The organism is Vibrio variabilis (assembly GCF_003263785.1).
Taxonomy (GTDB): domain Bacteria; phylum Pseudomonadota; class Gammaproteobacteria; order Enterobacterales; family Vibrionaceae; genus Vibrio; species Vibrio variabilis.
The window spans coordinates 83,995-107,723 of sequence record NZ_JYJK01000087.1 but is presented as its reverse complement, the minus strand read 5'-3'; the positions used below and the strand labels follow the sequence as shown (position 1 = coordinate 107,723).

Annotated in this window: 19 protein-coding genes and 2 pseudogenes; 13 read left to right on the top strand and 8 right to left on the bottom strand. The window is 46.3% G+C overall.

Features of this window, described 5'->3' with window-relative positions; translation table 11 throughout:
• Window positions 1-198 precede the first annotated feature (198 nt).
• From TZ48_RS15585 to TZ48_RS15575, 3 genes are all read left to right on the top strand, one after another.
• A complete protein-coding gene (locus TZ48_RS15585; RefSeq protein ID WP_112479831.1) occupies window positions 199-1,887 on the top strand; it encodes an NAD-dependent malic enzyme in 1,689 nt (562 codons plus the stop codon).
• Between the two features lie 89 nt (window positions 1,888-1,976).
• Window positions 1,977-2,300 (top strand): DUF3392 domain-containing protein, encoded by a 324-nt coding sequence (locus TZ48_RS15580; RefSeq protein ID WP_112461664.1) that lies wholly within the window; start codon window positions 1,977-1,979, stop codon window positions 2,298-2,300.
• A 5-nt stretch (window positions 2,301-2,305) separates the two neighbouring features.
• Window positions 2,306-3,076 (top strand): SanA/YdcF family protein, encoded by a 771-nt coding sequence (locus TZ48_RS15575; RefSeq protein ID WP_420822946.1) that lies wholly within the window; start codon window positions 2,306-2,308, stop codon window positions 3,074-3,076.
• Window positions 3,077-3,102: 26 nt separating this feature from the next.
• Here the strand turns inward: TZ48_RS15575 and TZ48_RS15570 are convergent, their stop codons facing one another.
• A complete protein-coding gene (locus TZ48_RS15570) occupies window positions 3,103-4,395 on the bottom strand; it encodes a GGDEF domain-containing protein (RefSeq protein ID WP_112479830.1) in 1,293 nt (430 codons plus the stop codon).
• Window positions 4,396-4,611: 216 nt separating this feature from the next.
• Between TZ48_RS15570 and TZ48_RS15565 the strand changes: the two genes are divergently transcribed.
• Window positions 4,612-5,442: a DUF2797 domain-containing protein gene (locus tag TZ48_RS15565; RefSeq protein ID WP_112479829.1), complete on the top strand. Its 831-nt coding sequence runs from the start codon at window positions 4,612-4,614 to the stop codon at window positions 5,440-5,442.
• Between the two features lie 55 nt (window positions 5,443-5,497).
• Here the strand turns inward: TZ48_RS15565 and TZ48_RS15560 are convergent, their stop codons facing one another.
• Together TZ48_RS15560 and TZ48_RS15555 are read right to left on the bottom strand one after the other, a co-directional pair.
• The gene (locus tag TZ48_RS15560) at window positions 5,498-6,721 is read right to left on the bottom strand and encodes a cysteine desulfurase-like protein (protein WP_112479828.1); all 1,224 of its coding nucleotides are present in this window, start codon (window positions 6,719-6,721) and stop codon (window positions 5,498-5,500) included.
• A complete protein-coding gene (locus TZ48_RS15555; RefSeq protein WP_112479827.1) occupies window positions 6,705-7,361 on the bottom strand; it encodes a 2OG-Fe dioxygenase family protein in 657 nt (218 codons plus the stop codon). The genes TZ48_RS15560 and TZ48_RS15555 overlap by 17 nt, the downstream gene beginning before the upstream one ends.
• 522 nt (window positions 7,362-7,883) lie before the next feature.
• Between TZ48_RS15555 and trxB the strand changes: the two genes are divergently transcribed.
• The 3 genes and pseudogenes from trxB to cydC all read left to right on the top strand — a co-directional run bounded on the left by trxB (window position 7,884) and on the right by cydC (window position 12,463).
• The gene (trxB, locus tag TZ48_RS15550) at window positions 7,884-8,840 is read left to right on the top strand and encodes a thioredoxin-disulfide reductase (RefSeq protein ID WP_112479826.1); all 957 of its coding nucleotides are present in this window, start codon (window positions 7,884-7,886) and stop codon (window positions 8,838-8,840) included.
• A gap of 122 nt (window positions 8,841-8,962) precedes the next feature.
• Window positions 8,963-10,749: pseudogene (gene cydD, locus TZ48_RS15545) on the top strand (heme ABC transporter permease/ATP-binding protein CydD).
• Complete coding sequence (gene cydC, locus TZ48_RS15540; RefSeq protein WP_112479825.1) at window positions 10,742-12,463, top strand: heme ABC transporter ATP-binding protein/permease CydC; 1,722 nt, start codon at window positions 10,742-10,744, stop codon at window positions 12,461-12,463. The pseudogene cydD and the gene cydC overlap by 8 nt, the downstream one beginning before the upstream one ends.
• Before the next feature lie 83 nt (window positions 12,464-12,546).
• Here the strand turns inward: cydC and TZ48_RS15535 are convergent, their stop codons facing one another.
• The 4 genes from TZ48_RS15535 to TZ48_RS15520 form a co-directional block, all read right to left on the bottom strand.
• Window positions 12,547-13,842 carry a hemolysin family protein gene (locus tag TZ48_RS15535; protein WP_112479824.1) on the bottom strand — a complete coding sequence of 432 codons (1,296 nt, stop codon included), beginning with the start codon at window positions 13,840-13,842 and terminating at the stop codon, window positions 12,547-12,549.
• Between the two features lie 170 nt (window positions 13,843-14,012).
• A complete protein-coding gene (serC, locus tag TZ48_RS15530) occupies window positions 14,013-15,107 on the bottom strand; it encodes a 3-phosphoserine/phosphohydroxythreonine transaminase (RefSeq protein WP_112479823.1) in 1,095 nt (364 codons plus the stop codon).
• Between the two features lie 130 nt (window positions 15,108-15,237).
• Window positions 15,238-15,444 carry a hypothetical protein gene (locus TZ48_RS15525; RefSeq protein WP_162674615.1) on the bottom strand — a complete coding sequence of 69 codons (207 nt, stop codon included), beginning with the start codon at window positions 15,442-15,444 and terminating at the stop codon, window positions 15,238-15,240.
• Between the two features lie 8 nt (window positions 15,445-15,452).
• Window positions 15,453-16,517 carry a DUF945 family protein gene (locus TZ48_RS15520; RefSeq protein ID WP_112479821.1) on the bottom strand — a complete coding sequence of 355 codons (1,065 nt, stop codon included), beginning with the start codon at window positions 16,515-16,517 and terminating at the stop codon, window positions 15,453-15,455.
• A gap of 146 nt (window positions 16,518-16,663) precedes the next feature.
• Between TZ48_RS15520 and TZ48_RS15515 the strand changes: the two genes are divergently transcribed.
• From TZ48_RS15515 to TZ48_RS15505, 3 genes are all read left to right on the top strand, one after another.
• Window positions 16,664-18,634, top strand: a complete 1,971-nt coding sequence (locus tag TZ48_RS15515) for an ATP-binding protein (RefSeq protein WP_112479820.1) — start codon at window positions 16,664-16,666, stop codon at window positions 18,632-18,634.
• A complete protein-coding gene (locus tag TZ48_RS15510) occupies window positions 18,627-19,124 on the top strand; it encodes a response regulator (protein ID WP_112479819.1) in 498 nt (165 codons plus the stop codon). The genes TZ48_RS15515 and TZ48_RS15510 overlap by 8 nt, the downstream gene beginning before the upstream one ends.
• A gap of 289 nt (window positions 19,125-19,413) precedes the next feature.
• Window positions 19,414-19,959 carry a hypothetical protein gene (locus TZ48_RS15505; protein WP_112479818.1) on the top strand — a complete coding sequence of 182 codons (546 nt, stop codon included), beginning with the start codon at window positions 19,414-19,416 and terminating at the stop codon, window positions 19,957-19,959.
• Window positions 19,960-20,058: 99 nt separating this feature from the next.
• Here the strand turns inward: TZ48_RS15505 and TZ48_RS15500 are convergent.
• Window positions 20,059-20,651: pseudogene (locus TZ48_RS15500) on the bottom strand (TfoX/Sxy family DNA transformation protein).
• A 369-nt stretch (window positions 20,652-21,020) separates the two neighbouring features.
• Here TZ48_RS15500 and TZ48_RS15495 point away from each other — a divergent pair.
• The 3 genes from TZ48_RS15495 (at window position 21,021) to TZ48_RS15485 (ending at window position 23,582) form a co-directional block, all read left to right on the top strand.
• A complete protein-coding gene (locus TZ48_RS15495) occupies window positions 21,021-21,944 on the top strand; it encodes an HDOD domain-containing protein (protein ID WP_112479817.1) in 924 nt (307 codons plus the stop codon).
• A gap of 88 nt (window positions 21,945-22,032) precedes the next feature.
• Window positions 22,033-22,938 (top strand): LysO family transporter, encoded by a 906-nt coding sequence (locus tag TZ48_RS15490; RefSeq protein WP_112479816.1) that lies wholly within the window; start codon window positions 22,033-22,035, stop codon window positions 22,936-22,938.
• 128 nt (window positions 22,939-23,066) lie between these two features.
• The gene (locus TZ48_RS15485; RefSeq protein WP_112479815.1) at window positions 23,067-23,582 is read left to right on the top strand and encodes a hypothetical protein; all 516 of its coding nucleotides are present in this window, start codon (window positions 23,067-23,069) and stop codon (window positions 23,580-23,582) included.
• The last annotated feature ends 147 nt before the right edge of the window (window positions 23,583-23,729 follow it).

Below are 23,729 nucleotides of genomic sequence, written 5' to 3'. Positions count from 1 at the left end.
CGGTTTCTCATGGTTACGCCGAGTATACCCTGAACCGAGCGACAGTTGCAGTGACAGTCGCACCGAGCAACGGATTTTTCCTTGATAAATTCTACAATTAGTTAACATTTGCACTTCGCTAACCCAGCCAAAATGTGTTAAATTAGCGCCCTTATTGTTCCTACTTCCCGAATGACTGTTCCCATATCAGGTAACCTAATGAACAACAACAAACGACCACTCTATATTCCTTACGCAGGCCCTGCACTGCTGAGTACTCCATTGCTTAATAAAGGTAGTGCTTTCACATCAGAAGAAAGAATGTCCTTCAACCTAGAAGGCCTACTTCCAGAAACCACTGAAACCATTCAAGAGCAAGTGGATCGTGCTTACAAGCAGTACACCAGCTTTGACAATGATATGGATAAGCACATTTACCTGCGTAACATCCAAGACACGAACGAAACCCTTTTCTATCGTTTAGTTCAAAACCACATCACTGAGATGATGCCAATCATCTATACACCAACCGTTGGTGCAGCGTGTGAGAACTTCTCAAACATTTATCGTCGTGGTCGTGGTCTATTCATCTCCTACCCAAACCGCGATCGCATTGACGATCTGCTAAACAACGCTCGTAACCACAACGTAAAAGTTATCGTTGTGACGGATGGTGAGCGTATTCTTGGTCTAGGCGACCAAGGTATCGGTGGTATGGGTATTCCTATCGGTAAACTGGCGCTCTATACCGCCTGTGGTGGTATTAGCCCGGCTTACACACTACCTATCGTTCTTGATGTGGGCACCAACAACCCGCAGCGCCTTGCTGACCCTATGTACATGGGTTGGCGTCACCCACGTATTACGGGTGATGAATACCGTGCGTTTGTTGAAGACTTTATCCAAGCGGTTCAGCGTCGCTGGCCTGATGCTCTTGTTCAGTTCGAGGACTTCGCGCAGAAAAATGCGATGCCGCTTCTTGAGCGCTACAAAGATCGTATCTGCTGCTTCAACGATGACATTCAAGGTACGGCAGCGGTAACCGTTGGCTCACTACTTGCTGCATGTAAAGCTGCGGGAAGCAAACTCTCTGAGCAGCGCGTTACCTTCCTAGGTGCTGGCTCTGCAGGCTGCGGTATTGCAGAAGCTATCGTCGCGCAGATGGTATCTGAAGGTATTAGCGATGAACAGGCACGTTCACAAGTATTCATGGTTGACCGTTGGGGTCTGCTGCAAGAAGGCATGCCAAACCTACTCGACTTCCAGCAACGTTTGGTGCAAAAGCACAGCCACACGCAAAACTGGGAATCAGAAAACACAGGTTTCTCATTGCATGATGTGATTAAGAATGCCAAGCCAACGGTTCTTATTGGCGTTTCCGGCGCTCCGGGTCTGTTTAGCAAAGAGATCATCCAAGAGATGCACCAACACTGCGAACGTCCTATCGTGTTCCCTCTATCGAACCCGACGAGCCGTGTTGAAGCGACGCCTAACGACATTCTTCGTTGGACTCAAGGCCAAGCGTTGGTTGCTACGGGTAGCCCGTTTGACCCAGTGGTTGTCGAGGGCAAAACCTACCCAATCGCACAGTGTAACAACAGCTACATTTTCCCGGGCATCGGTCTTGGCGTATTGGCGGCTCAGGCGTCTCGCGTTACCGATGAGATGCTGATGGAATCAAGCCGTGCACTTGCTGAATGCTCGCCACTAGCACAAAAAGGCTCTGGTCAGCTATTGCCACCTCTAGAAGAGATCCACTTGGTCTCAAAACGCATTGCTTACGCGGTTGCTAAGAAGGCGATTGAGCAAGGTGTTGCGAAAGAATGTACTGACGAGACACTACTGAAAGCCATTGAAGAGAACTTCTGGCAGCCTGTGTATCGCAAATATAAGCGTTCGGCGTTCTAACCGGAATCAATGTCACACAAAGGCTCTTGTTATCAAGAGCCTTTTTTTTGTCTAATTGAGCGCTCAGAACTCGAAAAGGAAACCTAGTTATGTTTGATGTCTTTGCGCCCGGCGGACAGTTTATTTCACCTTATCTTCTAGAAATCGCTACCGCTTTAGTCGCTTGCACGCTCGTCGTGCTCGGCGCCGACATTAATCGTTTGATGCGTAACGCATTACGTGATACTAATTTCGTAATTCGAACAGGCTGTTTTATACTTCTTAACGCATTTGGTTATGGATTGATCATCATTAAAGCCACACCAGTGTTAAAGAATGCACTCAGTAACATCGAACCCGGTTTGATGTTCTCCATTGTGGTTTTAAGCTTTATAGGTATCGGCATTTGGGCTCAAAGGAATCGACAGATTTAGTGACCTTGAAATTTGATAAGGAAATGTGGCAACGTGGTGCGCTAGTTTCATTGTTGAAACGTGGTGCACGCCTACTCGTTGTCGCTTTGCTTGCTGTCGTTGTCGCTGTAATCGCTATTGACCGCTGGATCAGTTGGCGTGCCAAAGACCAACTGTTTACCGATATTTCTGAGATAGACAACGTTCAAGTGGCTGTTGTGCTCGGAACCAGCAAATATCTAGGCCGTACACTTAATGAGTACTACACTCATCGCATTAATGCAGCCATCGAACTCTATGACGAAGGCAAGGTGTCGCACTTTCTTCTTAGTGGTGACAACGCCCACCGCTCCTACAACGAACCATGGACGATGAAGCGAGATCTACTTAGAGCGAGTGTACCAGAGCCTGCGATTCACCTCGATTACGCCGGATTTCGCACTCTAGATTCTATCGTTCGCGCCAAAGAGATCTTCGATACTGATAACTTTTTGATCATCACACAAAAGTTCCACTGTGAACGCGCTTTGTTTATTGCTCAGTACTATGACATCAACGCGCAATGCCTCGCGGTCGCAGGCCCCGTTTCTAAGTCAGGGTATTCGGTAAGATTACGAGAAGTGTTTGCAAGAACCAAAGCGCTGCTCGACTTGTATGTTATGCATACTCAGCCGCGGTTTCTTGGCCCTAAAGAGCCGATAGTTACAGACTCGAAGATAGGTTCAGAAATAGCAGAAGCCGAAAACGCTCCAAACCAAGACTCTGATGAACCGCTCGAACAAGATATAGAGCCATAACGCTTCACCTATATAGATCACGCTAATCAACTGCTGATTTCAACCGTTCTAACGCAATTTCGCCCCTGCTGTTTCGCCTCATAAAGCATATCGTCGGCAAAATTGATGGTCTCATAGACCTGCTGATTTTGTCCTAGCGCCACTCCGATACTGCAACTCATCTCATCACCATGCACCCATAAATGTGCGTGGACATAGTGACGTATCTGCTCAGCCATCTTCATCAGTTCGCTTTGTGATTTTTGCTGGCAAAACACGACAAACTCTTCGCCGCCCCAACGCACAACCTTATCTGTGCTGCTCACGAGTTCAGAAAGCACCATCGCAAACTCGCGCAGCACATCATCGCCCACGCCATGACCGTATGTGTCATTGATTCGTTTAAAGTGATCAATATCGATAAACAGCACACCAATTGACGAAGTTTGAGTTTGTAGCTGCTGTCTTTCCAACCATGCACGTACCGCATGACGATTACGAATGCCCGTTAGCTCATCACGGTGCGCTAACTCAGAGAATTTGATGTTCTCACTCTCAAGTCGCTGATTAACTTGGGACAAATAACTGGCTCTGCGTTTCTCACGTTCCATACCCAACTGATAATTACGTAGCTCCCACAAGAGGGCAATTGTCGCGACCACTATCCACACAACCAGCATAAATAGAAACAGCGTCTCGCCGGCAATATAGCGACCCACCAGAGTAATACTGTGGATTTTAATCGAGTGTTCGCCCAAAGCAGAGTTTGAGCCTGTAGCGAGCTCAAACTTGTTGATATTAGTAAACTCCGGGGCAGCATGCTCAATAGGGATTTTGTTGTCCACCACCCACCAAGTCATCACTTGGAAATTGCGCATCGGGATAACCATTTTTCCAGTATCGGCTTGCAGAGTTACGCCATTGTATTTGTGGGTGTATTCATTCTCTGAGTTGGAGTAAATCGGGTTGTAATTGCGAAAATAGACTCGAAGTGAACGATCATCGTCAGGAGGGATGTCGTAGTCGATATCTAGCTCAAGCGTATGGAAAGTCGAGAGGTCTAACCCTAATTCCGGGTCGGAATAAAAGTGTACCGAGATGCCGCAGTAAGGCCAAGGATATTCACTCTCTTTAAGCGTGCAGTCCAGTTGAACGCCCTGCTTCGTTTGCGTCAATGACGATTGGCTTTTGCCATTTAAGACTTGGTCATTAGTCGCGAAAAAACCAAAACGATCTGTGGTAATGACCAGTCGTTTTTGATCACCCCAAAGTCGATAGCTACTGATCACTACAAGGGTCACAACGATAAGTGACAACAATAACTTTACCGAAAACTTCATAAAAACGACTCAACAACACCACAAGTCTTTGACAATACCATCAACAAAACTAGCTTGGCGCTTGAACATTAGCAATAGGTAAATTTGGATTGTATGACGTCCCTCGCCCGGTAGGTGTGAGAGCGTTGACTTTTGTTACCGTTCTATAAATGCCGTAGGATATTTATCGACGGATTTGATAGCATAAGTCCTACAATCACAATAATGAGTAATGTCATGTCACTATTAGCCTCGGGAACGCTATCTAAAATGCGCGCCTCCCTCGACTCAACCGTTCAGTACCGCCTTCCGGTTGGCGATGAAGAAATCGCACTGATTCCATTGATGGGAAAATCCATCACCCTAACCCATACGGGCAACATCTTTTGTTCATCTTGCGGCAAAAAGACCAAAAAGAGTTATTCTCAGGGACACTGTTTTGTATGTATGAAAAAGCTTGCCAGCTGCGACATGTGTATCATGAAACCAGAAACCTGCCACTACGATGCAGGTACGTGTCGCGAGCCTGAGTGGGGTGAAGCAAACTGCATGGTCGACCACTTTGTTTACTTGTCTAACACGTCTAGCCTAAAAGTGGGTATCACGCGTCATACTCAAATTCCAACGCGCTGGATTGACCAAGGTGCTACGCAAGGTTTACCTATTCTAAAAGTGAAAACGCGCCACATCTCAGGGTTGATTGAAGTGGAACTGGCCAAGCACATCGCAGACAAGACCAACTGGCGTACGCTACTAAAACAAGATGATGAACCTATTGAGTTGGTTGAACGTGCTCAGCAACTACTGCCCTTGGTCGCAGATAAGATTGACGAAATTCGCGCTCAATATGGTGATGACGCTATTGAAGTGCTTAACGAAGCTATCACGCCATTGAGCTACCCAGTTGAGCAACATCCAACGAAAATCACGTCACATAACTTTGATAAAGAGCCGGTTGTCAGCGGCGTTCTTCAGGGCATTAAAGGCCAGTATCTCATTCTAGATACTGGAGTGATTAACATTCGTAAATTCACTTCTTATGAAGTAGAAATGAGCACCGACGCCTAAAAGTCACCCTCAAATCAAACAGCCCGCATATTACGGGCTGTTCTTCTAAGAGCATTTAAAGAGATTCGAGTGCATCAAAGAAGTGGTCGACTTCTTCTAAGGTGTTGTAGTGCATAAAGCCAACTCTCAACACGCCCCCTTTCTCCTCTAGATCGAGTTGTCTAACAAGACCTAGGGCATAAAAGTGACCATTCCAGACACAGATGTTCTGCTCACCGAGTGCCCTCGCGAGCTGCTCTGGCGTGTGTTTATCTGAACGTAGTGCAAACGTTGGGGTTCTCACTGCATGGCTGCTATCTTGACTACCGTAGAGTGTAAAGCCCTCGGCTTGAGACAGACGTTGCAAAAAGTAGCGACTCAATAGCTCTTCATGTTTGCCCATCGCTTCAAACGCACTCGTTAGCTGCGCTCGAAGTGATGTGCCCTCACCCCAAGATGCCAAGTACTCTACCGCAGCGATAAAACCTGCTAACGCCTCAAAACTCTGCGTACCTGTTTCAAACCGCCCCGGGCCGATATCTGTTGCCGGTTCAACTTTGTAAGGTCTTAGGGTCTGCAGCCAATCAGAGCTGATGTATGCCACGCCCAAATGGGGGCCAAAGAACTTGTAAGTTGAGCAGACCAAAAAGTCACACCCTAACGCTTGTACATCAATAAGGCTGTGAGGCGCGTAATGCACGGCATCAACATAAACCGCCGCATCGTATTGCTTCGCCAATTCAACAATGCGTTTGATATCAGTAATTGTACCTGTGGTGTTTGAGGCGTACGTTACGGCTACCAGTTTGGTTTTATTTGATAACAAAGATTCAAAGTGCTCCAAATCGACCGAGCAGTCCTGAGTATTTACCTTTACTTGCTTAACAACGGCACCTCGATCTTCAGCCGCTTGTTCCCAGCTAGACACATTAGAATAATGATCCAGCGCCGTTACAATCACTTCATCACCCTGCTGCCAATCTCTGGAAATTGCACGGCTCAGCTGAAAGGTCAGCGATGTCATATTGGCACCAAACACTATGTTGTCAGCGCTTGGCGCATTTAAAAGATCACGACCGAAAGCTCTAGCGAGCCCCACTAACTCCACTGTGCGACGGCTAGAAAAATAGTGTCCACCAAGATTAGAGTTGTAAGCACCAAGATACTCATTCATCGCACTCAACACACTTTGAGGGACTTGCGAGCCGCCTGGGCCATCCAAAAAGACCACTGGCTTATCATTGTGTGTTTGACTTAGAGCCGTGAATTGACGGCGCGCTTCATCAGGAGTGAAGTGCATGATTTGCTCCCTTTGCAGTCAATACAAATACATCCATGTAACCTTCGCTCTGCTCATCGACACAGCGAATAGGTTTGGCGTTATGCCACAAACGAGCATCGTCTAGAATAGCCACTTCACCATCAACGAGTACTTTCTTGAAAAACGGCGCTTCATCATGGTTGTTATAAAGCATGATTTCACCACCACTGATGTTCTGACGACCTACCCCGACAAGAGCAATATGATCAAACCCGTCTTGGTGCACACCTTCGGGTGCGACTTCGGTTTCATCATAGACCGCCGCAATACGGATCTGGTGAATCTCAATCTCTTGTCCATTAGGCAAGCCATTCGTCGCCACAAACAGAGACACCAGTTCGCCCATCGCATCACTTTGTAGCGTCGATTCAAGCACAGGTTCAAACTGCCTCACTACATCGCCTTGAAAGTGATTGTAGTGCTCTGACTGTACAAAGCTACTCGATCCCGTATCGACAATCTTGCCATCAAGGTATTGAATAACGGAATAGCGGCGCAAACGGTATTGACCGTCCGCATGCTGAGTATTAGGTAGAGTTGAAAATGTTGGCGCAAGCTGCTCAATAGCACTGCCACTGAGGCTAGTAAGATGTAAGGTACTTTCACTGGTGTGTAGCATCATTAACTCCTTTCCTTGTTATGCTGCGACATCTTGTATTTACAATTTATTTACAAATCATTAAATACCAATCATTCTGCCAGATCAACTTTTCACAGCACTTAAATCCAACTCAGATTGAAATACAAAGTAATTATCTTAAATAGCTGAACAATACAGTTTATGTCACCAACTGCCGATATTGGACACTCCAAAATACAGAACACTTCACTAGGTCAAAATTTCGATGTAAAACAGAACTCAAGAGTTATGTATCTTTCGATGATCTTTTGCACCAACTTTCAGTACAAAGCACTATCAAATCTTAGTGTGACAGGAAGTTAAACCACAGCGAAGTTAGGGCTGCTTCTAAAACGCGCGACTATTCGTGCCTCTTAATCACGTATATCGAACTGAGTGAACAAAATAACAACAGACAGCACAAATCTAGTGTTGATTCCTGCCCCCTAACCCCAATATATTAGGTAACAAAGCGACATCCATTACTGATGTTGATAAGAATTGAGAAAGTGAGATAAAACTATGGCTGACACAAAACACTGTAAATTGCTGATCCTAGGTTCAGGCCCTGCTGGTTATACCGCTGCAGTTTATGCGGCTCGCGCTAACCTTGAACCTGTATTAGTTACTGGTATGCAGCAAGGTGGACAGCTCACAACAACGACAGAAGTCGAAAACTGGCCTGGTGATGCGGAAGGTCTGACCGGCCCTCTACTCATGGAGCGCATGCAAGCCCACGCCGAAAAATTCGACACTGAAATTATCTTCGATCACATCAATAAAGTGGATTTTAGCAAGCGTCCTTTCAAGTTATTTGGTGACAGCCAAAGCTACACGGCAGATGCGGTTATTATCTCAACGGGTGCATCAGCCAAATACTTAGGCTTGGACTCTGAAGAGGCATTTAAAGGCCGCGGCGTATCGGCTTGTGCCACTTGCGATGGTTTCTTTTACCGCAACCAAAAAGTGGCAGTGGTTGGTGGTGGCAACACCGCTGTTGAAGAAGCTTTGTATCTTTCCAATATTGCATCAGAAGTGCACTTGGTGCATCGCCGTGATAGCTTCCGCGCAGAAAAGATCCTAGTGAAGCGCTTAATGGACAAAGTCGAAAATGGCAACATCATCCTTCACACAGACCGTACTCTTGAAGAAGTAGTCGGTGATGATATGGGTGTGACAGGCGTTCGTATTAAAGATACCCAATCCGATCTTGTTGAAACGGTCGATGTCATGGGCGCATTTATTGCGATTGGTCACCAACCAAACACAGCACTCTTTGAAGGCCAACTTGAAATGAACAACGGTTACATCGTGGTGCAATCAGGCCTCAATGGTAACGCGACACAAACCAGCATTCCTGGCATTTATGCAGCGGGTGATGTGATGGATCATAACTACCGCCAAGCTATTACTTCCGCAGGCACTGGATGTATGGCTGCACTTGATGCAGAGCGATTCCTGGACGCGGAAGAGTCGTAAACAACTTAATACATATATCAGCAGCACAATATTGAAAATTGAAAACCCAAAGGTACTCCCTCTGGGTTTCTTTTTGTATAATCGCTGGTTCTACTAATAATAATACTCATTAAGCCTTCCACATGGATAAGAAAAAACAACGGAGCTTGAATAAGTGGCTCAAACAGCAAAGCAAGCTTGCCAAGCGCTGGCTTATGATTGCAATAGGGCTCGGCGTTCTTTCAAGTCTGTTCCTTCTGGCGCAAGCTGCGCTCATCGCCACTATTCTTCATCAACTTATTATCGATCACGTCGACAAGCACGAACTGATCCCACATTTTGCCGGCCTAATGGTCGCCGTTGCTGGCCGCGCCGCTTGTGCTTGGGGTAGAGAAATTGCTGGATTCAAATGTGGTGAACAAGTCCGGATTTATATTCGTCAACTCATACTCGACAAACTAAGACAGCTTGGCCCTAGCTACATTAAAGGTAAACCCGCAGGAACCTGGGCAACACTGGTTCTTGAGCAAGTAGAAGAGATGCAAGATTTCTTCTCTAAGTACCTTCCACAGATGTCTCTCGCGGTGGCTGTACCCTTCATCATCTTGATCGTTGTCTTCCCAATCAACTGGGCAGCGGGACTTATTTTCTTGGTAACAGCGCCTTTAGTCCCGATGTTTATGGCGCTAGTGGGAATGAAAGCGGCGGATGCCAACCGCAAGAACTTCAAAGCCCTGCAACGCTTATCAGGTCACTTTTATGACCGCTTGCAGTCGATGACGACAATCCGTCTATTCAACCGCACTAGCGCTGAAACCGAAGTACTGCATGGCGCGTCAGAAGTTTTCCGTAAACGCACCATGGATGTGCTACGCCTCGCCTTCCTCTCTTCCGCTGTTCTTGAGTTTTTCACCTCAATCTCTATCGCTATTACCGCCGTGTATTTTGGCTTTAGCTATATTGGTGAACTGAACTTTGGCCATTATGGTTTAGGCGTAACACTGTTCGCGGGTCTCTTTATCTTGATCCTCGCGCCTGAGTTTTATCAACCGCTGCGCGATCTAGGTACTTTCTACCACGCTAAAGCGCAAGCAGTGGGTGCGGCAGAGAGCATCGTCGAGTTTCTAGAGCTTGACGTTCCTGCACTGCCAAATGGCAACTCTAAGCTCGATGCGAATCAAGCGGTGACCATTCAAGCTGAAAACCTAGAAGTCTTTAGTCCAGATGGCACTAAATTGGTGGGACCTATTTCATTTACCCTCGATGCGAATCAGGCTACCGCATTGGTTGGCCCAAGCGGCGCAGGTAAAACGAGCCTTATCAATGCGATCCTAGGCTTTTTGCCTTACCAAGGGTCGCTAAAGGTTAATGATAAGGAGCTTAAAGAGGTAGACCAATCAACATGGCGCGATGCCGTAAGCTGGGTCGGTCAAAACCCTATGCTTGTGCATGGCTCTATCCTTGATAACGTGACTTTGGGCAATCCAAACGTTAGCGATACTCAAGTGAATGATGCGCTTCTGGCCTCGTTCTCTGCAGAATTTGTCGAAAAGCATGGTCTGAACTATCAGGTCACAGATCGCTCAGGTGGCTTATCAGTAGGTCAGGCGCAGCGACTCGCGCTGGCACGCGCTATGGTTCAAAATGGCCGATTCTGGTTGCTTGATGAACCCACCGCTAGCCTGGATGCAAAAAGTGAACGTTTAGTCACTCAGGGGCTTCATGCTTCCACGGCCGGTAAAACAACGCTAATGGTCACCCATCAGCTTTCTCAACTTAAAGATGTCGATACCATTTTAGTGATGAATCAAGGACACATTGAGCAGCAAGGCAACTATGATGCGCTAGCCAAACAGCCCGGCTGTTCCAAACCATGTTGTCTGCACACCACTCCGCCAATGCCCAAAACAAGGGGAATTTAGATGCGTGACCTACTCCCTTATTTGAAGTTATATAAAAAGCACTGGTTTGGCCTATCGCTTGGCATGGTGTTGGCGTTTTGTACCTTGTTTGCCTCCATTGGTTTGTTAACACTCTCCGGTTGGTTTATTTCAGCATCTGCCGTTGCTGGCCTAACCATAGCAAGAGAAACCTTCAACTATATGTTGCCTGGTGCAGGCGTTCGTGGCGCAGCAATGGCAAGAACGGCTGGTCGCTGGGGCGAGCGAGTGGTGAGTCACAACGCCACCTTTAAGCTGCTTACCGATCTACGCATCTTTTTCTTTAAGAAACTGGCACCGCTGATCCCTGGCAAAGCGGTCAATATTCGCGATGCGGACATGCTCAACCGTTTGGTTGCCGACGTGGATGCCATGGATCATGTTTATTTACGACTGGTTAGCCCAATGGTGGTTGGCGCATTTGGCATCTTGTGTTTAACCGCAGTCCTTTGCTGGTTTGACGCTGCTCTTGGCTTGACGCTGGGCGCTGTTTTGATGCTACTGCTGCTTATCTGGCCAACGGTATTCTACCGACTCGGTAAGAAAAACGGTGAAGCCCTAACACTCAACAAAGCCGAACTGCGTATTAAAACGCTTGATTGGCTGCAAGGATACAGTGAACTCACCCTATTTGGCGCTGAATCCCGTTACCGCAACGCTATCCTTAGCGCGCAAGATGAGCTTATTAAGAACCAGTTTGTTCACGCTAAAATCTCTGGACTTGCACAAGGTCTACTCATCTTAGCGAACGGCTGGCTGCTCATTCTCATGTTGTGGCTTGCGGCGGACGGTGTCGGTGGTAATCAACCGGATCCTCTGATTGCTTTGATGGCGTTCGCAACTATGGCAAGTTTTGAACTGCTGATGCCAATTGCGGGTGCATTCCAATACCTAGGTCAAACCTTAACCTCGGCGAAGCGTTTGAACGAAGTCATCCTAGCTAAGCCGGATGTGAGCTTCCCACAGGAAGACACCACACACAGCGATGCCTACTCAATTAAACTGAACCAAGCAAGCTTTAGCTATCCTGACGCAAGCCAGATGGCACTGCGCGATATTGACCTGAACGTTCCTGCGGGTCATAGACTCGCTGTGGTTGGACAAACAGGATCAGGTAAATCAACCCTACTTCAGCTCATCACGCGATACTGGGATGTACAAAAAGGGTCGATTGAACTCGCGGGTGAGAATATTCAATCTTGGAGTGAAGCACAGCTTCGTCAATCCACCAGCGTTGTCAGTCAAAAAGTAGACATCCTTAATGGCACGCTACGTGACAATCTATCAATGGCAAAACCAAATGCCACTGACGAAGAGTTAACAGCGGCGCTCGTCAATGTCGATCTCGGACACCTAACCGAAGAAACAGGCTTAGACGCTTGGCTGGGTGAAGGTGGTCGTCAGCTATCGGGTGGTGAAAAGCGACGCATTGGTATTGCACGAGCCCTACTGCATGATGCCCCTATCCTATTGCTGGATGAGCCCACGGAAGGTCTTGATAAAAAGACCGAGCAACAGATCATGGCACTGTTTGAGACTCAGTTTATCGGCAAAACCGTGGTATTTATCACTCACCGATTAGTGAGCCTAGAGTCATTCGACCAAGTTTGTTTACTTGAAGATGGTGAAGTCCTTGAGCTTGGTCATCATGATGAGCTGCTCAGTCGTAAAGGTCGATATTTCGAGCTGCATCAGACGTTATAGAGCTTTAAGTCCGCTCACTAAATGATTAAAAAAGCCCTGCACAACTCACTGTCCAGGGCTTTATTTTATCTATCCGTCAGAGCCTAATGCTCCTCTTCTTGTTCAAGCACGACTTCATGCACCTTAACTTGAGTGATTCGGTTGTTTTTAACCGACATCACTTCAAACACGAATCGTTGATAATAAATTGCTTCACCTTCCTCTGGAAGACGACCTGAAAGCCAAGTGAGAAAACCATTGAGCGTCTGGAAACCTTCGCTGCCCTCACCTTCGAGCTCACTAATGTTCAGCTTACTTTTGAACACAGCAATTGGGATGAGGCCGTCGAGTTGCCAACTGCCATCTTTGCATTTTCGCGCCCAAATATGCTGAGTCGTCATCGCCAATTCACCAGCAATCGAAGTGAGCAAATCGTGGTGCGTGACAAGCCCCTGAATGTCTCCATATTCGTCCACTAGGAAGGTCATCTCACTGCTCGTCTGCTGCATATAACTGAGCAGCGACAGTCCTTTCATCGATTCAGGCACAAACCTTGGCTTACGCAGCAATTTGACCAAACGCCCAATCGACAGATCACTGTACTCATCGAGTAGTACTTTGGAAGAGATGGTACCGATCAGGTTGTCTAAACCACCCCGACACACTGGCCAAACAGAATGTTTCGTTTGGCGCAAGTCTTTGAGAATTTCAGCGAGTGGTTGGTCGATGTCTAGATAATGAATGTCGCATCGCGGCGTCATCAATGAGGTTACAAAGCGGTCATTCAATTGTAGCAAGTTAGCGATCATCTCCTGTTCTTGATGTTCAATCACTCCGCTCTCTGAACCTTCTTTGACCAAGGCCACAATGTCCTCTTCTGTGACATTGTCACTATTATTATCCTTCTGACCCAACAGCTTCAACATCAAATTAGTCGACAGCGTTAACAGCAACACAAATGGTTTGGTCGCGATGGACAGCCAATGGATTGGGTACGCAACAACCAGCGCAATACGCTCTGCGTTATTTTGCGCTATTCGTTTTGGCACCAGCTCACCAACGACAATCGCAAAATAGGTGATGACCAATACGACGCCCGTGGTCGCCAACAAACTCGCAAGCTCCTGCTCCATTCCGATACTGACCAGCCAATGCATGATAGGAGCAGAGAGCACCGCTTCACCCCAAATACCGCTGAGAATGCCAATAGCAGTAATACCAATTTGTATCGTAGAGAGAAAAATGGTCGGATCATCTTTTAGCTTGAGCGCTACCTGCGCCGCACCATGATGATCAGCTAGCATTCGCAGTCGACTGCCTTTTGCCGCCACCAGTGCGATTTCCGACATCGCAAACAAACCGTTGAGTGCTATTAAGCCGAAAAGAATCAATATATCCATAATGTGTTATCACTGTGAATGTGTACTAAGAGTATGAATAGTCGCATGTTCTATGACCAAGGGGTTATCGGATATTTTATGGTAAAGATAGAAGAAGATTGTTGAAAGAGATCGAAAAAGCCGCGCAAGGAACGCGGCTTTTGATTCACAAGTGAGGTAATGTCGAGCAATTATGCGTATTGCTGTTCGAACTCTTTCATAAAGTCGACGAGTGCTTGCACACCCTCTAACGGCATCGCGTTGTAAATAGATGCGCGCATACCACCGACTGCACGGTGCCCTTTTAAGGCACGCAGACCACGTTCATCCGCCAACTCTAGGAACTTTTCGTCTAACTCGGGTTTCGCCAATTGGAATGGTACGTTCATTAGTGAACGGTTGTCGCTGTGTACTTGGTTCTTGTAAAACGGCGACGCATCGATGTAATCGTAAAGAATGGCCGCTTTCTCACGGTTGATGCGCTCGATAGCTTGAACACCACCCAGCTCTTTCAACCACTTAAAGACCAAGCCAGATAAGTACCATGCAAACGTTGGAGGCGTGTTGTACATCGACTCTTTTTCAGCGAGCACTTTGTAGTTTAGGAACGTCGGTAGTACGTCGCTTGCCAGCTCAAGCAAATCATCGCGCACAATGGCAATACAAATACCCGCAGGACCAATGTTCTTTTGAGCACCCGCATAAATGACACCATACTGACTAACATCGATTTCGCGCGACAGAATGGTCGACGACATATCCGCAACGATAGGTAAATCGGTTTGCGGCAATTCATTAATTTCGATGCCGTCGATGGTCTCATTTGGACAAAAATGAACGTAAGCGGAATCTGGGTCAATCACCCATTCACTCACTGGCTGCACTGCGATTTTACCGTCAATCTCAGTTTTCGCCTGATGAACGATAGGTGTGCAGTATTTTTGCGCTTCTTCTACCGCACTTTGTGCCCAGTAACCTGCGTCGATGTAGGTCGCCTTTTGCTTACTGCCGAGCAGATTAAGTGGTACCGCCGAAAATTGAGCTCGAGCGCCACCCTGACAGAACAGCACTTTGTAATTTGAAGGAATATTGAGTAGATCTCTTAAATCTTGTTCCGCCTCTTCTGCAACCTGAATAAACGGCTTGCTTCGGTGACTGATCTCCATAACCGACGTACCCAAATCGTTCCAATCAAGCAGCTCAGATTGCGCTTTTTTTAATACATCTCGCGGCAACCCAGCTGGTCCTGCACTGAAGTTGAATACGTTCTCTGACATCGGCTCCATGACCCCATTACTCCTAACAAAATACTTAATCGAGCCACAAGTAATATCACGTTTTCAGAGAGATAAAAAGCAAGAAAAGAGGCACAAGGCCTCTTTTACATTGACGGGTGAAAAATCACTCAAGTCGTGCTTATTGAGCCATCGGCTGCCCCATGAGCAACGGGAGGAACATGGCAATCAACGGAATGCGCTGACCATTAGCGAACACCAGCTGTCCGGCTTCTATATCGGCCGTCAGCTCGTAGCCCTCGTCTTTGTCCTGAACCATGTCCATAACGATCAACTCATCAATGCCTTGCGCCAACATCGGGTGCGCATTGATCATACCTTGTGACATGTAGGCATTCATATTGCCTTGGATAGCGGGCAGAACCACACTTGGGTCACGCGAAACGTTGTTTGTTCCTTCTGGCACCTCGAGCAGCATTTGGATTTGAACTCTTCTTGTGCAATTTTAAAGTGCATGTCGTTCATCGACACTTGAAAGCCGCGAGCAAACAGTGTCTCGATCAAGGGCGCTAAAACATTGATATCAGCTTGTGCCATTGACGGGTTAGATTGATACACATCCACCAAGCCTTCAAACGACGCTCTATCTAATGAATTTAGCGAAAAGTCGACGTTCAGATCACTTAGCTCACCACCTTCAGGGTACGTTAGCTGAGTCATATCAAAAATATGCTGCGTATCGATACGATCGGTTTCTGTGTTTAGAGACGATTTGAAGGTGTAGCCCATAGAGTCAATGTCGAATAAACTCTGGTGATTCTGATCCAAAATAGTAAAGTGCTTCATCGATGCACTTTGCTCACCAAGCCAAAAACCATTCTCTTTAATACCCACGCCATTACCGACAACGTCAGTAATACGCAGTTGTTCGCCATTCTCAAAATCAAGTTGAATCGAAGGGATATTCGCTTGGAAGGTCATTTTGCCAAGGACGGTAGCGGTGCCCGTAATCACAGACGGAGAAATCGACATGCTTACCGTTTGCTGATCGTTACCTTGATAACTCCAGCTGTCCAATGTCATCTCAAATTCAGTATTGCCATTGAGCTGAGTCACTGTCTTCATTTGTAGCGGAAAATCAGGGAAATTTGCCAATACTGAGTTTGCAGAAAGGCTAAACAAACCATGGCTAATGTCGCTTTTTACAACAACTTCTGTTGGCAGCCCATCCACTTCTAGTTGCTCTTTTAACACAGGATCTTGTACCTGATAGCGCGTTTCTACTATTGATGACAAATAGCTGCGATCGTATGAGACAATCTCTGCGCTCACGCCTTCGTTGTTAAGTTGAGCGATGCTGTCTTCGACAACTTTTTGCCCTATATGACCGACGGCTAGAGGCCAGCACAAGACCAACGCCACTGCACCACCAATAGCGCCATACTTCTTTAGTTGATTCATAGAGATAACTTAAACAGTTTGTGAAGTGTATTTCATTCAGTCTAACTCAACTTGCTTGGATCTCCAATCTCATACCTACTTCTCATAACCCTCTGCTTTTTATTGATATATTAAAATCAATCATGACTAATGAGATGAACTGAGCAATGACGAACAACAATCGATACGCGGTACTGTGTTTAGATAGCGATTTCGCCAATCTCGACAAGCTCGATACCGAGCTCTCTTTGTACCAATCGCATTTCGACATCCACTTGGCGACCTCTATTTCAGAGGGGCACGAGCTCGTTCAACAAATCGGCCGTCAAGGACAACACCTTGCTATGGTTATCGCCCGTCACAGTCGACTTTTTGATGGTGGGGAATTCTTGGTTCAACTTGAACAATCCGCTCACGCTCAGTCAGCACGAAAAGTACTCATCAGCAAAACCGACTCTATCGATATCCAGGCTATCTTAAACGCAGTGAACGAAGGCCGGCTAGATCACTGTCTAACCTACCCCATTGAGCAAACGAGTTTGCACAAGACGGTGGTTAAAGAGCTCACGCAATATGTGGTGCATCATGAGAAAGACCATCTTCTTGATTTTGGCAAAGTCCTGGATCAGCAGAAAGTCTTGCGCGCACATATCGAAAACAAGATGCATTCCTACCGAGCTAGCTTTATTCATGACTTCCATGAGCTTTCTGACAATGAGCTCGCGGTACAAGTCATCGAAGCGCTACTGTCGTTTTTTGCCGAAAAGGACGAAACGCGTGCGGTTAGAGAATACTCTGCAGAGCACCTTCTTACCGCAGAGGGACAATCAAACCAGTTCTTGTGGTTCATTGTTGAAGGACACGTTGCACTTTATAAGAAAGACGATATTGGCCAACAACGAGAGGTGGTGAGACACAGCAGAGGTGGTATCGTTGGCGGTATGTCCTTTGTTACTGGCGAGCACTCTTTCTCCACTGCAATGACGTTAACCCCAACTAAAGTAGTGAAGCTCGACCGCACCGTATTCACTCAGGTCATGCACTCTAACACCGACCTGCTACCTCTTTTCACCAACTTGTTGCTGCGACACTTCAACCGCCGTTTGCAAAGAAGTATCAATACCAAACTTGAGCTGCAAAAGACGTTGGAGTCACTAGAGTCAGCACACCAGCAACTCATCGAGCAAGAGAAAATGGCGATGTTAGGTCAACTCGTGGCGGGCGTTGCGCACGAGCTTAACAATCCGGTGTCTGCGATTTTGCGTGGCGCGGAAACCTTATCGATAAAAGTCGATGAAATACTCAACACCAAACATGAAGACAACACATTTGCTATTGGCCTCGATGTACTCAAGCAGTCCAGACACTCCTCACCGCTTTCGACCTCAGAGCTCAGACAGCGCTCAAAAGTGTTAAACGAGCGAATTGGCGATAGACGCATAGCGAAGCGTCTAGTAAACCTCGACCTTCACGACAACACTGAACTGCTAAAACAAGCCACGACGGATCCCGATAAACTTGCTGAGACTCTAGAAAAGCTAGAACGTTTTCAAGCTACTGGCACTACGCTGCGATCGATTCAAGTATGTGCTCAGCGCATCGCTGATATGGTCAAAAGCCTCAAAGGGTATTCGAGACAAGACAATGAATCTTACGAGCGAGTCGATTTGCATGAAGGCATTGAAGACACGTTAGTTATCTTTGAAAACCGCCTCAAACGCCACAGCCTGATTAAAGAGTATGGTTCGCTACCAGAGATATTTTGTAAACCCATCACTTTGCAACAAGTATGGACCAACCTCATCTCCAATGCGCTCGATGCGCTGCCCGAAAAAGGTGAGCTCACAATACGCAGCAGTCAAGTGTCTCGAGATGATGTTATTTACAACTGCTTTGAGTTTATTGACAACGGATGCGGCATCCCTCAGGCACAACTCGAACGTATTTTTGAACTTAACTACACCACTAAGCGCGAAGGTAACTTCGGTTTAGGGATCGGGCTATCTATCTGTCAGCAAATATTGGCTCAACATCAAGGATGGATTGAAGCAACATCAGAAGTTGGCAAATACACCAATATGGCCGTGTACCTACCGGTCACGCAACAGAAACTCACCAAGGAGCACCACTATGACTGAATATCTAATTTTATGTGTCGACGATGAGCGCGAAGTACTCGATAGTGTGTTGCAGGATTTGGATGATTTTGAAGAACACTTTATCGTTGAAGGCGCAGAATCGGTCGACGAAGCAAGAGAGGTGATCGCCGAGCATACGCGTGATGGGGCTAGATTAGCGTTAATTCTCTGTGACCACATTATGCCAGAGCAAACTGGCGTCAGTTTCCTTATCGAACTGAGCGAAGATGAGCACGCCAAGTCATGCAAAAAAGTGCTACTTACCGGACAAGCGGGACATGAAGATACGATTGAAGCGGTCAATCATGCCTGTCTGGACTTTTATATCAGTAAACCCTGGAAAGGCGATGAACTACGAGCAGTAGTCAAGCAGCAGCTCACTGATTATATGATAGCTAACACGCAAGACTTAATGCCGTGGGCGCGAGTGCTAGATACAGAACGAATATTCAATGCTATCTCGGACAATCGCATCCACTTCGGCGAGTAAAGGTTGTTATTGTTAAATTATTCAAATAAGTCTCCACTACTTAGGGAGTTATACACTGGATAACTCCCTTTTTTATTACCATTTCCTTACAGAAAGACCCATTATTGGTTGAAATATGTATGACATTGTCAATTTTTGAGGTTTTGCCCCCGTTAGAGGCACTTTTTGTTGGAGCCGCAAGGTGAATTTGATTTATCATAGCGGGATACTTTAAGTTGCCATAAGCATCTTGCGACGTGCACTCTTATGGTCATGGAATTAAGTTCAAACAAAAAGGTTTAGAGACACTATGCGCAAAACTCTTTTAGCTGCTCTGATGGTTATCGCTTCGCAGCAAGCATTTGCAAACCAAGAAGAGCAACGAGCTACGATGAGTAACTTCAACTACGATTATGCAGAAGCTCGAATAGGTGCAAGCCCAATGACGTTTGGTGCGGCTATCAGCAAGTCGATTCACCCAAATGCTCATATCGTTGGTAGCATCGATTCGAAGTTTGAAGGCGACTACGACTTCTCTGGTGGTGTTGGTTTTCACGCTCCAGTTAACAACTGGGCAGACTTCACTGGTGAAATGCTAGCGCACATCCACGACAGTGGCGATCATCACAAAACTGACACCGGTATGGAAGTTAACTTGGGTGTACGTCAATGGCTTGGCCCACAACTGGAAATCGGCGGTAAAGCGGGTTACTTAAATGTTGGCGACAAAGATCGTTGGATGGGTTCTGTGTACGGCCGCTTCCACTCTACGGAGCTATTCTCTTTGGGTCTTGAAGGTCGCATTAACCACATCTACGGTGATCAGCTAATGTTTACAGCGCGCTTCGCGTTCTAATATTCGTTACTCGCTTACCGATCAAAAAGAGGCCGTGTTTAATAACACGGCCTCTTTTTACATCAATCCCTTACTGTGTAAAACATTAGGCTACAACAATCACTGGTCTATTTTTGAACAATGCTCTAACAACCGTTGCTTCATTGGGTCTTGAATTAACTTCCAATGTACTCCATCGACTGCGCCTGCAAATTTCCACAGCAACTTGACATCGACATCGTTACCGTAGGTTCGTTTCACTCGATTAAACACTCTTGGGGCTCCGAGCTCCAAAAACGTTTTCACGTCTTGAATACCCGACTTCTTAACCATGCGTTCTAGAGTGAGTTGCATATTTGGCAAGTCTCTCAAACGGCGGTTTTCTACGGCATTCTTACTGCAATGTTGGTCAACTGAATTGTCTATTGAGCTTCGAACCAAATCCTTGAGCTCAGGCGCTTGCTGTTCAAATAAATGGGTTATGTCGTAATAGTTCACCGTCGCTGTTGATTGTTTTTTCACATGGCGAAATTTCTCGCATTGTAGTTCATGAAGTTTGGCATCTAAGCCTTTCCTCCACGGATAAACACTTTATCGTTACTGATCAATGCGTACATGGCGCCGTCCTTGAAGAGCCCAGTGCCACCAAACATCGAACGTTTTTGCGATTCGCCAAATTGAGTCGTGTAGTTGTAAAAAGATTGCTCTATCATTTCCTTTGATCCTTAATCTTTACCCCGATTAATCGATCACCAGAAATAGCAGCTAAAAAAATCAAATTTGTTATCAGCCCGGTCAATTTATAGTGGTATAAAATGCCGCGCTTTCTTATATGTTTTTATAATAGTTCACATTGCAAATTAAGTCTGGCTCAATGTCACAGTTGTGCGAGTTATCCAAAAAACATTTGCGAGGCACTTCACAATCTTCACCTATAGACAACCAGTTGCACTCTAATGAGCAATTGAATGATGTTCTAAACAGCAAACGGATGACCGCTAACAATTTAAATCACTAATCTTATTGTCAATTGCAGACTGGCGCAGGTACACTGACCCCATCGCTTAACCTCTCGAATATTTATGAACCACTTATCTTTTTATTGGCTACCAGAGAACCAACAGCTGTTCATCGAAAGCCTCGAAACGGAATTTGCAGACTTAGTCGAGCAATCTATCAAAACCGGGAAGATCACTCTTCCACCTATCTCTGAAGTCGTACTAAAGATACAAGCTCTTTGTAACGATGAATCCACAAGCGTTGCTGACATAGCGGAATGCTTACTAGAAGATCCAGGGCTCGCGGCAACCGTCCTTAAAGTGGCTAACTCAGTTATATTTAATCGCCGCAATATTACGTGTAATGACCTCAATACGGCTGTCTCAAGACTGGGCATCTACCGAGTTCGCGATATTGTGACCGCTCAATCCATCGAACTACTCAAACATTCTGTCCACTTAACAGATGAATGCCACGAAGTACTGGTCAATAGTGCGAAAGTATCGCGCGAATTGGCGGCTGTGATGGTACTGGTAACAAGAAAATTTCAAGAGATTTCGAGCGAACAGTATGCACACCTAGAACAAGATAAATCCTTATTAGTAGGTTTCCTTGCTGATATTGGCCTATTCTGTCTGGTCAACGAGTACCACCTCTACTTAGAAAAGGGCAACTACTTAAACCCAGATCTTGCTATGCAGATTTTTCATTCACGCTGCCCATTAACAAGCGAACAGGTTCTTGATACTTGGGGATTTGACGGTGACTTTATCGAAGTGGCTTCCAACCGAGTTAAACATATAGAGCGCCCAGAGGTGTCCTACCTCGACGTTGCGCGCATTGCCAATCATATTTTGCTGTTCCGCAGACAAGATCACGATGCGCTAGAAGAGCACGAAGTGGAGATTAATGTGGATGGTGCTGACGTGATGTATCAATTAACGTCACTAAGTGAGCAAGATTTTCAGGACAAGATTGCTGAAGTCATCCACTCCGCAGGGATGTAGTTCAGCGACTCGGTACTTCTATCATTAGGCATGTCAACAATTAGCCAGTAGCGGCGACCATTAGGGATAACAGAAGAGGCTCAACGCGATGTTTTCAGGGATGTTGTTTATTTTTACGCCGCTATGCATTGGCTACCTATTTCCTATATCTGACACCAAAAAGCTCGATATCATCAACCGAGCTACCTCTTGGCTGATTTTTGTCATCTTATTTTTAATGGGGCTTAGTCTCGCTGCCCTCGACAACTTTGGTAGTCACTTTAAAACCATTATCACAGTTACCGCCACGTTCTTTATCGTGATTGGCGGTTGTAACCTCCTTTGCCTTCCCTTGATTGATAGGCTGATGCCCTTGCAAACGGAGCAGCTAAAAAACCAACTGCCTCTCTCTTCGATGGCAATGGAATCACTCAAGCTAATAGCGGTCGTTGGTTCCGGTTTAGTTCTCGGGCTAATGCTTCCTATTGGGCTTACTTGGGTTGAAACTGCCAGCGAATGGATATTGATCATCCTTCTATTCTTTATTGGCATTCAACTTCGCAACAGCGGATTGACGCTCAAACAAATTTTGGTCAACAAGCAAGGAATGACCATTGCAGCGGTCATCGTGGCAAGCTCAATGATAGGCGGCGTTATAGGCGCGCTTATTCTTGATATCTCCCCATATAAAGGCCTCGCTATCGCATCTGGTTTTGGGTGGTACTCGCTCGCAGGCATATTGATTGGTGACGCATTCGGCCCAGTTTACGGCGGTGCTTCATTTATGATTGAGCTACTGCGCGAACTTGTCGCATTGGTAATGATACCCATGTTGATAGGCAAACGCCCTTGCACTGCCATTGGCTATGCAGGCGCAACCGCGATGGACTTTACCTTGCCAATCATTCAAAGCAGCGGCGGCGTAAGATGTGTACCTGTTGCTATCGTAAGTGGCTTTATTTTGAGCTTATTGGTGCCCGTTTTAATGCTGTTTTTTGTTTCTCTTGCAGGGTAGATCTCAGGAAAGCCCCACCTATTCCTGTATTCTTGCTTGCAAACACCTCCCAGGCAGCCGCTACTTTCTCGTTGCTTGGGTATAATTATAACAACCCACGCTCGTTAGCCCACCAAAGGATTAGAATAATGAAAAAATGGCTCACTGCTGCCGCATTGATCAGCACTTCATTTGGCGCAATGTCTGCAGATGCGACACAATGCTACACCGATAAGTATGATGCTTATATCGACGCTTCCATTCAGTGGTACCAGGACTTGGCACAAATGACCACTAGCGAATACCCTAAGCTTGAGGAAGTAAGCCAATGGTTTTTAGAAGGCCGCAAGCATCACTTTGAGCTCAATCGTGAAGCTGTTCACTATTACTTGAGCAATGAACCTACAAAAGTAGCCACCGAACAATCTGTAGAGACTTGGCTTCAACTTGAACAGCAAGACGTTAAAACGCTATCACAACGCAATGACAAGCTAGGACAGATGGCAGCGAAAAGCTTCGCCGATCGTCAAGCTGCACCTCACCCACAAAATTATGAGCTGCGTAGCGCGTTTGCCGATTTGCTTAGCCACCCAAAGAAAATCGAAACAGCGCTTAATCGCTATAATCAATCCATTCAAAAAGTGGAAACGATGAATTGCAAGTAATAAGCTATCCATAGGTCAATGCTATTGATTCACCGATAGCCAAGGCAACGTATAACCTTTCGCAACGAGCTGGCTGTTACGCCAGCTTTTTGCATTGTAAGTAACCAAATGGTGTAACAATGCACTGTGGCACGGCAAAAAATCGGC

Excerpts from the sequence above, each read along its gene's own strand:
- TZ48_RS15585 (WP_112479831.1), top strand. The coding sequence starts at position 199 with ATGAACAACAACAAACGACCACTCTATATTCCTTACGCAGGCCCTGCA.
- TZ48_RS15580 (WP_112461664.1), top strand. The coding sequence starts at position 1,977 with ATGTTTGATGTCTTTGCGCCCGGCGGACAGTTTATTTCACCTTATCTT.
- TZ48_RS15570 (WP_112479830.1), bottom strand. The coding sequence starts at position 4,395 with ATGAAGTTTTCGGTAAAGTTATTGTTGTCACTTATCGTTGTGACCCTT.
- TZ48_RS15565 (WP_112479829.1), top strand. The coding sequence starts at position 4,612 with ATGTCACTATTAGCCTCGGGAACGCTATCTAAAATGCGCGCCTCCCTC.
- TZ48_RS15560 (WP_112479828.1), bottom strand. The coding sequence starts at position 6,721 with ATGCACTTCACTCCTGATGAAGCGCGCCGTCAATTCACGGCTCTAAGT.
- TZ48_RS15555 (WP_112479827.1), bottom strand. The coding sequence starts at position 7,361 with ATGCTACACACCAGTGAAAGTACCTTACATCTTACTAGCCTCAGTGGC.
- trxB (WP_112479826.1), top strand. The coding sequence starts at position 7,884 with ATGGCTGACACAAAACACTGTAAATTGCTGATCCTAGGTTCAGGCCCT.
- cydC (WP_112479825.1), top strand. The coding sequence starts at position 10,742 with ATGCGTGACCTACTCCCTTATTTGAAGTTATATAAAAAGCACTGGTTT.
- TZ48_RS15535 (WP_112479824.1), bottom strand. The coding sequence starts at position 13,842 with ATGGATATATTGATTCTTTTCGGCTTAATAGCACTCAACGGTTTGTTT.
- serC (WP_112479823.1), bottom strand. The coding sequence starts at position 15,107 with ATGGAGCCGATGTCAGAGAACGTATTCAACTTCAGTGCAGGACCAGCT.
- TZ48_RS15525 (WP_162674615.1), bottom strand. The coding sequence starts at position 15,444 with ATGTCACAAGGTATGATCAATGCGCACCCGATGTTGGCGCAAGGCATT.
- TZ48_RS15520 (WP_112479821.1), bottom strand. The coding sequence starts at position 16,517 with ATGAATCAACTAAAGAAGTATGGCGCTATTGGTGGTGCAGTGGCGTTG.
- TZ48_RS15515 (WP_112479820.1), top strand. The coding sequence starts at position 16,664 with ATGACGAACAACAATCGATACGCGGTACTGTGTTTAGATAGCGATTTC.
- TZ48_RS15510 (WP_112479819.1), top strand. The coding sequence starts at position 18,627 with ATGACTGAATATCTAATTTTATGTGTCGACGATGAGCGCGAAGTACTC.
- TZ48_RS15505 (WP_112479818.1), top strand. The coding sequence starts at position 19,414 with ATGCGCAAAACTCTTTTAGCTGCTCTGATGGTTATCGCTTCGCAGCAA.
- TZ48_RS15495 (WP_112479817.1), top strand. The coding sequence starts at position 21,021 with ATGAACCACTTATCTTTTTATTGGCTACCAGAGAACCAACAGCTGTTC.
- TZ48_RS15490 (WP_112479816.1), top strand. The coding sequence starts at position 22,033 with ATGTTTTCAGGGATGTTGTTTATTTTTACGCCGCTATGCATTGGCTAC.
- TZ48_RS15485 (WP_112479815.1), top strand. The coding sequence starts at position 23,067 with ATGAAAAAATGGCTCACTGCTGCCGCATTGATCAGCACTTCATTTGGC.